Origin of the sequence: Weissella bombi, from assembly GCF_900094835.1 — a bacterium.
GTDB lineage: Bacteria > Bacillota > Bacilli > Lactobacillales > Lactobacillaceae > Weissella > Weissella bombi.
In genome coordinates this window covers 62831-77307 of record NZ_FMAO01000004.1, presented here as the reverse complement: position 1 = coordinate 77307, position 14477 = coordinate 62831, and the positions used below count along the sequence as shown (strand labels likewise).

Here is a 14477-nt window from a genome sequence, read left to right as displayed (position 1 = left end):
ATTGTTGCTTTGTATATTTTTTTGTTTTGCGATAATTAAAATATGGAAATATATAATTTAATAAAATCAAAAAGAATTGCATTAGGTCTTACTCAGGATGATGTTGCTAATAGATTAAATGTTACAAGACAGGCAATACAGAATTGGGAAAATAACAAAAGGGCAATACCTAATAATATAATCGCTAAGTATTTTGAAATTTTAAATTTTAATGCGACTGAAATTTTATCGTTGTTTGGTTTTTTAAGTAATGACAATTTAAAGATTGAGGAAATCGATTATTCAAAAAAGGGAATAGATGAATTCCAAGAACATGAAAATGCTGAAGTATTGATGAATTTTCCAACGTTGTATTTGGGGGTAGGAAAACAGCGTAATAAGTATACGAACAGTATTAAACAATTAGCGTACGTGGGTGAAGCTAGTTCAATCGTTAGAAGGACAAATGAGCATTTAAACGCAAGTAATGACAAGTTAAATACAATTAAAGCAGATGCTGATAATAATAAAGAAACATTATATATTGTTGGTCATTCAAAATTTAATAAGTCAGCAACTTTAGAATTAGAGCAAATGTTTATGGATTCCTTATTAGGTGATCCGAAGTTTTCTAAAATTTATAATGGTCGTAACAATGGTTTATCAGCGGATTTTTATGAACGAAATGCATATCGAGCTGCTCTTTTTCCTGAAATTTGGGAACAGTTACGGCAAAGAAACGTTGTGTCAAGTTTCGTAGAAGTGCATAATTCCATAATTCGGCTTTGTTTGCCAATAGCCCATTTAAGTCTTTAAGCCCAAAACAGCTGGAAGCGAAAGAATTAATTACGCAAAAAATTAATGAAACGTTAGACGGAATAAATGACAATGCGATTATAAAAATAGAAGGTCTTGCTGGATCGGGAAAAACAGTTTTGATGTCACAGTTATTTTATGATTTTTGGAAGAAATCAGTAGAAGTTACAGAAAATGACGATATGACAAGTCATGAATATTCTGTGGCATTACTAGTAAGGCATGAACAGCAACGTCGGACGTATGAACAAATTGCCAAAAAACTTAATATGGGTAAAAACATGGTAATGGATGTTTCTGCATTTATTAATAAAGGTAAAAAAGTTGATATTTTATTAGTGGATGAAGCGCATTTATTGTGGAGTGGCAATTATAGTCGTGCTAAATCAGAGACCTGGGAACCGGAGTTAATTGCATTACATAAATTAGCTAAAACTTTGGTTTTAATTTATGATCCTAACCAACTTGTCTCGGCAAGATCAAAAGTTGAAGATAATGATCAATTAATGAGTATTTTAAATGGCGACAAGACTATCACGATTAATTTAAATGAGCAATGGCGTATTAATGCAAATCAGAACACAATAGAATGGATTCAAAGATTAGCACGTTTTGATAAAAATTCATTAGTTACTACACCAAAAGATAACGGTTATGAGATTAAATTTTTTGATGATGCAAGTGCATTTAGAAAAGCAATAGAAATAAAAAATCAAAATAACGGTTTAAGTAGAATGGTGGCTACTTATGATTGGAAATATTCACAAGGCTCAAGGCCAAAGGATGGTAGTCTTTTTTGGAATGTGACATTTGGGGATGAGATTATGCCTTGGAACTTAGAGTTACCTGAAGTAAAAGAGGCACAAAAAAAGCAAATTCCTTGGCAAGAGATTGATAGTAGCATTAATGAAATGGGAAGTGACTTTACAGTCCAAGGTATTGATTTAAATTACATAGGAGTCATTCTTGGACCATCTGTAGTATGGAATGAAGAAACCAATTCACTCGATATTGATGCTGATAAATCAATGGATCATCAAAAAATTCGTAAAGTGAAAGGAACATACAATACTCTTGAAAATAAAAAATATTTAAAAAACGTTGTTAATGTATTGTTAACGCGTGGTGTTCATGGTTTATATATTTATGCAGTGGATGATAAATTACGCGAAAAGTTAAGGGGGTTAACAAAATAAGTTATACTATATTTGTAGATGGATCTAAAAAAATTAGACAAATAAGGAGCTACAATGCAAAATATTTATGAGTATCTTGAAAATTTAGAAAAAGATCAAAAAGATGTTTTGGAATGGTTTTATCAGAAGCACGATACTTTAGGGAGTTTACCTAAAAGTAAAAGAACGGATAACGGTAATTTAATAGTAAGTCCTGCAATGGGAATATTTAAAGCTAAAGATAACAACTTTGCGACCTCTATAAAACAAACCCTTAAAGGTCCGTATCAGGATTCTGAAATTATTTTAGATAAGAATAAAATAGGCATATTTTTGTATCATCAGCAATCAACTAAAAATCAAGGTATTTTCTATGATAAAGACCATTTAGCTGCAAATATTTCTTTAGCACAAAATATGAATAAAAAGATTCCTGTCGATGTTATCATACAACAAAACGGAAAAAAAGAAGGACAAAATATATATAAGTTTTTTATAGGTATGATTTTTTCATGGTATGATGGTTTTTTTATTATTCAAATTGCGAATGATAAAAAGTTGATTGACATGAATAGATCAGAATCAGAAATAAAAAAAATATTAACTTTTAATAATCAAAATATATTAGGCCAAGAATTTGATTTTAAAAATATTGTTGATGCTAGAAAACAGCAGCAAAGAGCTATTATAATCCGTCAAGGTCAAGTTTCTTTTCGCAATAAATTGTTAGATATTTATGATAGAACATGTTCTATTTCAAAGGTAAATGTTGAATCAGTGTTAGAGGCAGCACATATTTTTCCATATATGGGAAAAGAAACTAATATAAGTAAGAATGGTCTATTGTTATGAAGTGATTTGCATTTACTATTTGACAAAAAACTTATTAGAATAAATAATGAATATATTGTTGAGGTGGCCCCTAGTCTAATGAATTCTGTTTATGGAAAATATGCTGGTGTTTCGTTATACTTACCACAAAATGTAGATGATTATCCTGATAAAAAAGCTTTAGCTAGTCATTATGATTCTTGCAATTTTTAAATGAAATAAGCTTCTTGACTTTGAAATTCATTTTCAAAATACAAACTATTTTACTTAAAGAGTATGTTAAATATAGCTTGTGGATCTGATGACTTTTGTCAGATTCACAAGCTTTTTTAGTGAGTAAATTCATAAAACTGGTATATGTGGTCTGTTCAATAATTGTAATCATATTCTGAAAAAGTAATTTAATGAGTTACCATACCCATATGCTGTTTGGCGAATTTATTAAATGTGACGATTAATACCTTTGATCAAGCCATTAGAGAGTGTCTATAAAAAAACGTTTCTGATATTTTTTAGATTTTTCTTGTACCTTAGAATAATCTGATCCATTGCTGAGTAATTAGGTTCGTATTGCGATAAGATTTCTGAAAATTCATCAAAATAGCGAGACTGTTGTGCACGTAATTCGGCTTAGTAAACGTTATAGGTTTATTTGAATTTCGTTCGCAGTTAGTTGCTGTCGATAGCTTATCTGAGTTAGCTGTTGGTAACACTAGATATAATGTTCTAATAATAATTAATTGTATTGCGGACGATGTTATGAAATTGCCATTAGTGTTACACTATGGCGTAAAAACTAGTGTTTTTAGCTATGAACAGGAAAAATAAAAAAGCGTGAAATTTTTGACTCTATTTATAGAAAATACAAATTAATGTGGGGTTTGCTTACACAGTTAAAGACTTTTATGAGCTTTTAGGCTTAAACACCTACAACCAAAACAAACGCACTAAAATGATATAATTATAATATACAAGGGGGAGTATATTATGCATAAGGGAATCTGGGTAGGTATAGTTAGTGTTTTAGCCGTTATTGCTGGTACGGGCGGTGCGTTGTATGCAAATCAGCAATCAGAGCATCGTGATGAATTAAAAACGAAACAAGCTAAGAATAGTTCAATGTCTAAGAAAATAGATAAGGCTAATTCAAAAAGCTCAAAAACTGATAAAGAAACAAGTAGCAGTAAACAACAAGAAGAAACTAGTGTTAGTTCGTCTTCGTCTTCATCCTCATCAAGTTCGGAAGATACTTCTAACACACAAGCACCAGTTCATTTAACAGATGAGCAAAAACAATCTATTAACGCTTCATTTTTGGATTGGGCATCACAAAGGGCTGAAATAGGTAATATGGCAGTTAATGATGAATACTTCAACCATGGGGCTGCTGGGAGAGGTGATTGGTATGCCAATACGCCAGATGGCGAAATTCAGGTACAGGACTTAAATAATCCTGGGCAACAAGCATTTCCAATCCATGCTATTGGTGGGTGTGTATTTTTGATAATGAAAAATGGAACAACTGGGAAGCAAGAAGATGTTGTTCAATCAACAGCTAATGGGTACTCTGATTCTGGTGACATGAGTAAGCCGGTTACAAAGTATGTATTAGGTGATAATGGAAAAGTTTATGAATTGCAGGCTATGGGATATGAAATGAGTGTGACATCAGGATTTGGTGAGTATCAAGATGATGGTACTCGCGGTACATTCAAGCCAGATAGTGATTTTATTGTGTCAAAGGATCAAGCTGCTCAAGATGAGCTACAAAAATTAATTAATGCTTATCGTTAATAAAGAGCTTGAAAATAGTTTATAAAACGCGTACTATTTCATTAAACAATGATTAGAAAATGCTATGAAGAGAAGAGTAGTTTTGCTTAGCTTGAACAGAGATGGTTGGTAGTTGAGAAAACCGGAAGCGAGAAAAACGAAGATGAGCTTGGAGCATTAACAATTGTGCAAGCAATTGTTACGGTAGGCCCGTTATCGTCTGGCTTATATTTGAATGTAAGTTGAAGAGATGCTTTTTGTGAAAAAAGCATAAAATTAAGGTGGTACAGTGAGACTTTCACCCTTTTGTATAAAGGGGTGGAAGTCTTTTTATGTGTAATAGTAAATTTAGGGGGAGTATCTTAGAATGGAAAAAGCAGAGAAAATCAAGATTTTACAGGATTTAGTTAATATCAATACGGTAAATGGTAATGAAATTGAGGTTGCTAAGTATTTGCAGCAGTTGTTATCAGATCATGGTATTCAAGCAAATATTGATGAGTTTGGCGACAACCGTGCTAATCTTCAAGCAGAAATTGGTAATCAGAATGTAGACACGAAAACGCTTGTTTTCTCAGGTCATCAAGACACGGTTTCAATTGATGATGAATCAGCCTGGGAACACAGTCCGTTTGAAGCATATATTGATGGTGACAAGTTGTACGGTCGTGGTGCTGCTGACATGAAAAGTGGTTTAGCCGCTGAAACAATTGCATTAATCGAATTATATGAAAATTCTGATGTGGAATTAAATGGAACGCTTCGTTTGATTGTGACAGCAGGAGAAGAATATGGTGCGCAAGGAGCTTACCGTTTGAACGAGCAACATGCGATTGATGATGCTGATGCATTGGTAATTGGTGAAGCGACCGATGGACAGGTTATTTATGCACATTCTGGAAGCTTTAATTATCGTATTAAGAGTTCTGGTAAAGCTGCTCATAGTTCGACACCTGAACGCGGAGTTAATGCTATTCAAGGATTAGTAAACTACATTAATTTGGAAAAAGATTTATTTAGTGATGCACCAGAAGACCCTTATTTGGGCAAGGTGCAACATAGTATTACTGTTATTCGCGGTGGTGAACAAGTTAATACTATTCCTGCACAAGCTGAGTTAGAGGGGAATATCCGTCCAACTGAATCATTTAATAATGCTAAGGTTATTCTACGTATTCAAGAGACAATTGAGCAGTTGAATGATTTATACGATGCCAAACTTGAATTGGAAATTATCCATAATTTTGAGGCCGTTGAAACACAAAAAGATAATGACTTTATCCAAACTGTACAAAAATCGGCGCAAGCAGCATTCGATGATCGTCAGGTTGGATTAACGATAATGAATGGTGCAACTGATGCGAGTGTCTTTGTGAAGAATAATGTTGGTCTACCAACGGTTATCCTTGGACCTGATGGTGATACAGTGACACATCAATTAAATGAGTACACGACTATCAGTAGTTATTTGAATTTGATTGATGCTTATCAGGGAATTGCTTGTAATTTTTTGAAGTAAGTTAATTTAGTACAAGAAAAAATCGTGAACATAACATGCGACATGAGATATAGTTGCATGTTTGTTCACGGTTTTTATTTTGGACAGTTTGATTAGTTAAACGTTTGGATGGGTAGGTTCTAAAATAACAAACTTTCCTTTATCAAAGCGCTGTCTTGTATATGAATATTCAAAGGGCTTACCATCGTCCAAATAAACAGTTTGTTGAATTTGTAAAATTGGATCAGAAATTTTGCAGTTTAAATGCTTTTGATCTAAATCATTAGGTTTTTCGGCACTGATAGTTCTGTATGCTGCACCAATGCTTAAATTCAAATCATTGCGTATATAGTTATAAATACTATTTTTCAAAATTTCTTCGGTAATATCTGGTATTACATTTGTAGGCATAGTTGTATATTCAAGAGCATGAGAATCATTGTCAATATAACGAAGACGGGTAATTTTATAGACCGCTTGATTACGATTTATTTTTAGAGCCTGTTGTTCAGCTTCATTAGGATTACTTATATAAAATTCGATGATATGACTGGTAATTTTATGATTCTTCCCAAATAGTTGTGTGAGTCCTACATATTGGTCACTACGGACCTTGAAGTCAGAAATTAAATCTGCATTTTTTTTAACATATGTACCGGATCCCTGAACACTATATGTTAATCCTTCAAAATTTAAAACATCAATTGCTTTTTGAATTGTCATACGGCTAGTTTTAAATTCAGTTGCTAAATTTTTTTGGTCAGGTAAACTTTGTCCAGCTAGATATTCTTTATTGTTAATTCTCTCACTTAGTTGATGCGCTATCTCAAGATATTTTGCCATAGTATTCCTCCTACTGGTTATATTTAAGTATATAATTTCAATTCGAAAAAATAAATAAATCACAATTATAAAATTGAATTTACTTATATATAATTTGACTTTACAAATTAATGAAAGCGCTTTACAATTATCACAAAAGAGAGAGGGGATTAGTATGGGAACGCTTAGAAATGGTTTTTTTTGGGGTAATTCAGTATCTAGTATGCAAACAGAGGGAGCAGCTCACGAGGGTGGTAAAGGTAAATCAGTTTACGATACGTATTTAGCCGGATCTGAATCATCTGATTGGGATGTTGCTATTGATGAATATCATCGATACCCTGAGGATATCGAGTTAATGAAAGATTTGGGGATGAATTGTTATCGATTTCAAATTTCGTGGAGTCGTGTACAACCAGACGGTGAAGGTGAATTTAACCAAGAGGGAATTCAATTCTATTCTGATTTAGTTGATAAATTGTTGGATGCAGGTATTGAACCAATGGTTGCGCTATATCACTTTGATATGCCATTGAATCTGGCAGAAAAATATAACGGTTTTATTAGTAAAAAAGTTGTTGATTTATTTTACGATTTTGGTAAAAAAATGATCGATGCTCTAGGTGACCGTGTAACATATTGGCTGACGTTTAATGAACAAAATTTGTATAGTGCGACACCAAGTTTTCAGTCAAGTGGCTATTTGACCGGAGATAAGTCACTTCATGATTTGTATCAAATTAGCCATAATGTCATGATGGCTCATGCTAAAGTAGCAAATTACATTCATGATAATAAACATGATTTAAAAATTGGTGGTATGGAGGCTTATTCTGAAGTATATCCGGCAACTCCAAATCCTAAGGATGCAGCTGCTGTTAGACGTTTTAAGGAATTTGGAAATAATAATTTAATTCGCCTCTTTACTGAAGGTAAGTATTCTGATGAAGTCGTTACTTTTATGAAAAATAATGGTATGGCAGATATTTTAGTTGATAAAGAACTTGAAGAATTAAGCCATGTTAGAAGTGATTTTTTCAGTTTTAGTTATTATGCAACAACAACAATTGACAGTACTCAAATTCCGACAGGAACTGCACCAAATTATTATGTTGAATATGGTGGAAAGAAGAATCCATATTTAGAAGAAAATGAATGGGGATGGCAAATTGATCCTGTAGGTTTTGAAAATGTGTTGATTGATTTATTTAATCGCACAAATTTGCCTATATTCCCAATTGAAAACGGCATTGGTGTTAGAGAAACATGGGATGGTGAAAATACTATTAACGATAGTTATCGTATTGATTACCTACGTGACCATATTCAAGCTGTGAAAAATGCTGTTCAAAAAGGGGCCGATGTTATTGGGTATCTAGGATGGGGATTAATTGATATTCCTAGTTCTGCTGGAAACGTTGATAAGCGATATGGTGTGGTTTATGTAAATCGCAGTAACCATGACTTGAAGGACTTAAAACGAGTTCCTAAACAGAGTTATTATTGGTTACAAAAAGCATTTAAAAGCAATGGTGAGACAATTTAATAAGAGGTGTTGTTATGAACAACAAAGTATCTAATAATCGTTTTTTAGAAAAGTTTGCTGAAGTATCAAGCAGGATTGGAAACGAGGTTCATTTGAGATCGTTGCGAGATGCATTTGCGATGATTATGCCTTTGTTTATACTAGCCGGTGTTGGTGTCCTGATAAATAATGTGTTTTTTCCATTTGTTGCGTCTGGGGAAACGTTAACTAAGTTACAAGTATGGGGTAACCTAATTACAAATGGAACATTAAATATTGCAGGATTAGTATTAGCACCAGCAATCGGTTATGTATTAGCTAGAAATAAAGGTTTCCAAAATCCTATGGCAGCGGCTATTTTAGCTATAGCGGCCCTAATCATGACTATGCCTGAAAAGATTGCTTTAACGATAGCTAACAGTACAAAAACTGCAACTGTGACAGGTGGCTTATCGTTTGATAATTTAGGTACCACTGGTATGTTTGGCGGAATCATAGTTGGATTGTTAGCAACTGAAATATTCATTAAGTTAACAAAAATAAAGCATCTACAAATTCATTTAGGAAATGGTATTCCACCAATGGTGGCGGAATCATTCAATTCTTTAATTCCAACTGTGTTAACGACAGGATTGTTTGCTTTAGTCGGCGCATTATTGTCTGTTTTTTGGAATACTGATGTTATTACGTTGATTAGTACGTTAATTCAAGACCCATTAAGATCATTCAATACAAGTTTGCCAGGTATGTTATTTATTTATAGTATAGGTAATTTACTATTTACATTGGGAATTCATCAAACAGTCATCAATGGAACATTGTTAGATCCTGTTTTGTTAATTAATATGAATAAGAATATGGCAGCGTATAGTGCCCATGAGCATATTCCGTATATTATAACGAATACGTTCCGTGATACTTTTGGTATGATTGGTGGAACTGGATCTACTATTTGCTTGTTAATTGCAGTGTTTATTTTTTCTAGACAAAAGGCTTCACGTGAAGTGGCTGGGTTATCATTAGCGCCAGGCATATTTAATATTAATGAGCCAGTTATATTTGGTTTCCCTATTGTTTTTAATATTCCGATGATGATTCCATTTGTTTTGCAGCCGGTTATTGGTATTTTAATAGCATACTTCTTTACAGCAATTGGCTGGATGCATAGAGTGGTAGTGTTAGTTCCGTGGACAACGCCTCCGCTATTAAGTGGATTCTTGGCAACTGGTGGTGATTGGCGAGCAGTAATTGTGCAGCTCATTATCATTGTTGAAGGTGTATGTTTCTATCTACCATTTTTGAAGGTTAGTGAAGCAGTTATGCTTAAAAATTCAAAGTAAGTTTCTTAATTATAAGAGAATTTACAAATATTATTTAAGGCTATTGAACTTCGTTAGAGTTTAGTAGCCTTTTATTTATATTCTGTGACTAATGCTTTTATTCACCATTTTTTATATAATGAATTGAATAAGATTAGAAACAGGTGAATTTTTTGATAAAAAGACATATTGGAAAACCCGTTAGATTTGGGTTTATTTTGGGTATTATTATTAGTGCTTTAGTGGTTGGTGCGATTGCGTTGATTTCATATCAAGTCAGTCATCAACATAATAAAAATGATTTAGCACCTAAAACTCAAACAGTGTCACAGGATACTTTAACCGTGAAAGCTTTGACGAAGGAAAAGAAAGTTGTCATGGTTAATTTAGGCTTATCTGAAATTTTAAATGAGAAGCGAACAACCAAATTATTTGGGCAAAATATTTTTGGTACAAATCGTCAGAAAATTATGCAAGCCTCTTTTGACGCTGAATTAGGGGTTGATGGTAAAGACGTCGACATAACGGCAACTGGAAATAATACGTACAAAGTTACTGTTAAGAAATTTATTTTTATAGGGTACAGTAATCCTAATTTTAAAGTGCTAGATGAGCATAACGGTGTCTTTAGTTCATTTACCGCTGATATAAATGAAACAGATATGATTAATAAAGTACTAGACGCAAAGTCAAAGCAAAAATATGTTGCTAAATATAATGATTTATTGGAACAATCAACTAAAGAATTCTATCGAAATATTGTTGCAGCAACCAATCAAAAAGCTAAGCTAACTTTTGAATTTCCTAAAAAGTAATTGGTAGCTGGAAATTATTTAAATGGTTTATACTGTAGTTATGGAGGGATAATATGACTTGGAATAATGAACAATTAACTTATTTTAATGATCATGATGATTTTCATATTGCACCATTTCGTGCTAATGGGGTAGCAGGAACACCTACTTGGATTTGGTCGGTTGTAGTAGATGGTAGACTATTTGTTCGTGCTTATAATGGTGCAAATTCATCGTGGTATCAAAGTGCGATGGCTCAGCATGAGGGCAATATTGTAGTAAACGATAAGCGTTTAGACGTTATTTTTAAATCAGAAAGTGACGCATCAATTTTAGATAAAATTGATGAAGCTTATCATGTGAAGTATGATCCCAGCCCATATGTTGCACCAATGCTGTCAGAAAAAACAAGGAGTGCAACGGTTGAAGTATTGCCGAAGTAGAGTTATTGAAAATTCAAGACTAAAAACGCCCGTAGAGTAATTTAAATTACTTTACGGGCGTTTTTTTATTATAAAAATTTAGCTGGCACGACGAATTTTTGGGTTTCAATTGGTTCATTATGTAGCTGTTTTAGTAACATTTCTGCTGAAACACTCCCCATTAAAAACGGACTTTGGGTAATGAATTTTGAATTAGGACTTATTGCTCGAGCGGTATTTGTATCTGCAAAACCTGTTATGGCAATACGATCGTTATCGATTAGACCATCAAAAATCAACATTGGCACAAACTCAAGTAACCAACGCTCTTTTAGAGAAAAAATTAAGGTTCTATCTGTGCTGTCGGCTAACAAGTTCTTAAGATGTTGATATACTTTTTTCTTATTATACGAATCATCAGGAATTTCGATTATTTCCACATTTGAAATCACGGATTTAATACCTAAGAAACGATCACGTCTGGTAGAAGTACTATCAACAGGAGAAGACAGAATAATTACACGTGAATAGCCTTCATTCTTAAATATTTGGGTTGCCTTTTGTGCGCTCGCAAAGTTATCAGTTAGTACTTGGGGCCACATCGAAGTATCTAAGTTGCGGTCAACAATTACAGTAGGAGTATCCACTGCTATTTCAGTAAATATATGTGATACATCATTTAAATTAGGTTGAAATATAAGACCATCAAAATTATAAGTACTTGTTGTTTTAATAATTTCTCTTTCTCTATCAGGATTGGTATTACTGTCAAAAAGTACCGCCATATAACCATTAGCTTCTAAAATCGAGCTAGCTCCTTTAAATAACTCGGTTGAAAAATAGTCATCAATGTTAGAGACAATAACAGCAATCAAATTACTAGAGTTTGTCACCATTTGTCGTGCCGCTGCATTAGGAATGTAATTAAGTTTTTCAATGGCATTTTTGATTTTATCAGCAGTTTCACTAGACATTTTTTTAAAATTACCGTTCAAAAATCTAGAAACGGTTGTTATGGAGACGCCAGCTAATTGGGCAACGTCTTTCATATTTGCTTTTCTTTTTCGTCTTTCGTTATCCATTTTTGCCTCCGTCGTTTTTTGTATAGTCTATTATAAATTAAAAAAATTGTGAAATATAATTTTTTGAAAAAAGTTAAAAATATAAAAACATGCGATTAACTGTTTTATGTGTATTAGCTGATTCATTTATAGGGAAACGTTACACCTTTTTATGATGAATTCATATTTTAATGTAGAATAACATTTATAAATACATCCACGAAAACGCTTGCGAAAAATAGATTATTCGTTTACTATTAATGCTGTTAAGGAAAACGTTAAACCTATTTTGAAATATTAACCAATCTACATTTTTTTGTATTTTGGCATTGGTTTAAAAACTAAAAATTTTATTACTAGACAATTATGATGGGGGTTATCATGACGGTAATTTTAAATACTTGGATTTTTGAAAAGGAAATTAAGCGAGGTGTAACACAATTAGAATTAGTTGATCGTATTAAAAAATTGGGTGCTGATGGCATTGAAGTTAGAAGGGAATATTTTAAAAATTTTAATGAAGAAATTGTTCAAGTTGGTGAACGAGCAAAAGAGTTGGGCTTAATTGTTAATTACAGTGTTCCTGATGTTGTGTTTACTGAAGATGGCAAAATAAATGAAAAATTATTGGGGTATTTTAATGAAGGTGAAATTTTAGGAATTTCCAAAATCAAATTTAATACGGGAAGTTTTAACAAATTTAACGGTAACTTAAAAGAAGAATTAAGTAAGTTTCCACTAAATGAAATTCAAATGAATGTAGAAAATGACCAAACAATTTTGAGTGGGACTGTAGAGCCAATTAAAACATTTTTAAATGCTGTTCATAATGCTGGCTATATAAACGTTGGTTATGTTTATGATCTTGGTAATTGGGCGTTTACACATGGTGATGCAGTCGCCAGTGCTGATGCACTATATGATGTTACAGATTATATTCATCTAAAAAATACAATTGTTGACGGTGGTGAATTAAGTACTTCGGATGATTTGGACGAAGGAATCTATGATTGGCGTAACATTTTGAACCATTTACCTCACGATGTTTCGTTTGCATTAGAATATCCGATGGATACAGAGAAACAAATTGAACAACAGATTCAGCTATTGAAAGCGGAAATAGGTGATTAATATGGGTTCAACAATTATTTCTATTTTATTGTTGGTATCATTTGCCATCTTTATCTTTTATATCTTAAAGGGTGGTAATTTGGTGATTGGTTTCTTCGTAATGGCTATTTTATGGTCAATCATTGGTATGATTCCATTTGGTACGGCTATCCAAAAAGTATTTGCGGAACCAGCTTTGAATTATGGACCAACAATTATCTATATTGTTTTTGGATCTTGGTTTGGACGTGTGTTAGTTGAAAGTGGTATTGCGCCAGCTATATCGGAAGCTACTAACAAGGTGGGAAAGAAAAAACCATTAATCGCCGCTATTTTGGTTATTTTGGTTACGGCATTTATCTTTATTAGTGCCTATGGTGTTGGATCTGTTATTGCCATTGGTGTTATTTTGCTACCAATTCTTTTATCAATTGGAATTCCTCGTGAAATTGCCCTTGTTGCGTTTTCGCTAGCTATTGGGGCACCAATGTATGTCAACGTTGTTCTATATAATCAAATTAAGGCATTTTTCCCACACGCTATTTATGGTGGTAAATATCTTGAATTTGGTTGGACAGCTATGTTTGTTCAATTAGCATTTGTTATCTTATTCTTGATTATTATGCGTAAAAAATTTAAGCCACAGAATGCAGATGTAAACTTAACTACAATTGGTGCAGGATTTGATGATTCTGGTGTAGAAACAAAACAAGTACCCTGTGTTGCTTATGTTGTTCCAATCATTCCAGTTGCGATGAACATGTTGTTTAAGTGGGATGCAATTCCATCCTTAGTACTTTCAATTATTATTGCAATGTTACTTACCGGAAATATGAAAAGTTATAAAGGTACCGTTGATTTCATTAATATGACTGTTTCAAAGGCAATTAGTGATATTTCAGGTTTGATTATCTTTATGATGGCGTTAATTATGTTTAGTGGTGCGGCAACATTAAACGCACAACACTTTGAGCCTTTGTTTAATGCTATTTTGCCACACAGCCATTTAGTCCTAGCGGTTGCACTTGGTATCTTAGCACCATTAGCTTTGTTCCGTGGACCACTACAAGTCTGGGGAGCAGGTGCTGCTACAGCTGCTGTTCTTACAGGAACGGGATTGTTCAATGATGCTTTCCTATTACCATTATTGTATGTACCCACTTTAATGGCCGTATCAACTGATATCACACAATCTTGGAATGTGTGGGGGCTCGATTATATGAAGGTAAAGTCAAAAGATTTCTTGAAATATGGTGTACCAATTATGTGGATTGTATCAATCATCAATGAAATGCTTGTATACGCATTTTTCGGTTAATAAAACAGAATATGAATAAAGCGAGGAAATAAAA

Annotated in this window: 13 protein-coding genes; 11 read left to right on the top strand and 2 right to left on the bottom strand. The window is 33.1% G+C overall.

Annotated features, from left to right (window positions below):
* Positions 1 to 42 precede the first annotated feature (42 nt).
* The 5 genes from GA0061074_RS04220 to GA0061074_RS04200 all read left to right on the top strand — a co-directional run bounded on the left by GA0061074_RS04220 (position 43) and on the right by GA0061074_RS04200 (position 6093).
* The gene (locus GA0061074_RS04220) at positions 43 to 795 is read left to right on the top strand and encodes a helix-turn-helix domain-containing protein (protein ID WP_092462169.1); all 753 of its coding nucleotides are present in this window, start codon (positions 43 to 45) and stop codon (positions 793 to 795) included.
* Entirely contained in the window at positions 765 to 1991 is a 1227-nt protein-coding gene (locus GA0061074_RS04215) for a DNA/RNA helicase domain-containing protein (RefSeq protein WP_092462167.1), read from the top strand. Before GA0061074_RS04220 ends, GA0061074_RS04215 begins: the two co-directional genes overlap by 31 nt.
* Positions 1992 to 2045: 54 nt before the next feature.
* Positions 2046 to 2822 carry an HNH endonuclease family protein gene (locus tag GA0061074_RS04210; protein WP_092462165.1) on the top strand — a complete coding sequence of 259 codons (777 nt, stop codon included), beginning with the start codon at positions 2046 to 2048 and terminating at the stop codon, positions 2820 to 2822.
* Positions 2823 to 3788: 966 nt separating this feature from the next.
* On the top strand, positions 3789 to 4595 hold the full coding sequence (locus tag GA0061074_RS04205) for a hypothetical protein (RefSeq protein ID WP_092462163.1): 807 nt from the start codon (positions 3789 to 3791) through the stop codon (positions 4593 to 4595).
* Positions 4596 to 4941: 346 nt separating this feature from the next.
* A complete protein-coding gene (locus GA0061074_RS04200) occupies positions 4942 to 6093 on the top strand; it encodes an ArgE/DapE family deacylase (RefSeq protein ID WP_092462161.1) in 1152 nt (383 codons plus the stop codon).
* Positions 6094 to 6189: 96 nt separating this feature from the next.
* Here the strand turns inward: GA0061074_RS04200 and GA0061074_RS04195 are convergent, their stop codons facing one another.
* Positions 6190 to 6915, bottom strand: coding sequence for a GntR family transcriptional regulator (locus tag GA0061074_RS04195; protein ID WP_092462159.1), 726 nt, complete (start codon positions 6913 to 6915; stop codon positions 6190 to 6192).
* Positions 6916 to 7069: 154 nt separating this feature from the next.
* Between GA0061074_RS04195 and GA0061074_RS04190 the strand changes: the two genes are divergently transcribed.
* The 4 genes from GA0061074_RS04190 to GA0061074_RS04175 all read left to right on the top strand — a co-directional run bounded on the left by GA0061074_RS04190 (position 7070) and on the right by GA0061074_RS04175 (position 10975).
* Positions 7070 to 8440, top strand: coding sequence for a glycoside hydrolase family 1 protein (locus tag GA0061074_RS04190; RefSeq protein ID WP_092462157.1), 1371 nt, complete (start codon positions 7070 to 7072; stop codon positions 8438 to 8440).
* A gap of 14 nt (positions 8441 to 8454) precedes the next feature.
* Positions 8455 to 9759 carry a PTS sugar transporter subunit IIC gene (locus tag GA0061074_RS04185; RefSeq protein WP_092462155.1) on the top strand — a complete coding sequence of 435 codons (1305 nt, stop codon included), beginning with the start codon at positions 8455 to 8457 and terminating at the stop codon, positions 9757 to 9759.
* 152 nt (positions 9760 to 9911) lie between these two features.
* Positions 9912 to 10553 carry a hypothetical protein gene (locus GA0061074_RS04180; protein ID WP_092462153.1) on the top strand — a complete coding sequence of 214 codons (642 nt, stop codon included), beginning with the start codon at positions 9912 to 9914 and terminating at the stop codon, positions 10551 to 10553.
* 53 nt (positions 10554 to 10606) lie between these two features.
* Positions 10607 to 10975: a DUF2255 family protein gene (locus GA0061074_RS04175; RefSeq protein WP_092462151.1), complete on the top strand. Its 369-nt coding sequence runs from the start codon at positions 10607 to 10609 to the stop codon at positions 10973 to 10975.
* Positions 10976 to 11043: 68 nt separating this feature from the next.
* Here GA0061074_RS04175 and GA0061074_RS04170 read toward each other — a convergent pair whose 3' ends face one another.
* A complete protein-coding gene (locus GA0061074_RS04170) occupies positions 11044 to 12036 on the bottom strand; it encodes a LacI family DNA-binding transcriptional regulator (protein WP_092462149.1) in 993 nt (330 codons plus the stop codon).
* Positions 12037 to 12396: 360 nt separating this feature from the next.
* Between GA0061074_RS04170 and GA0061074_RS04165 the strand changes: the two genes are divergently transcribed.
* On the top strand, positions 12397 to 13146 hold the full coding sequence (locus GA0061074_RS04165; protein WP_092462147.1) for a sugar phosphate isomerase/epimerase family protein: 750 nt from the start codon (positions 12397 to 12399) through the stop codon (positions 13144 to 13146).
* Between the two features lies 1 nt (position 13147).
* Complete coding sequence (locus GA0061074_RS04160) at positions 13148 to 14443, top strand: transporter permease (protein ID WP_092462145.1); 1296 nt, start codon at positions 13148 to 13150, stop codon at positions 14441 to 14443.
* Positions 14444 to 14477 lie beyond the last annotated feature (34 nt).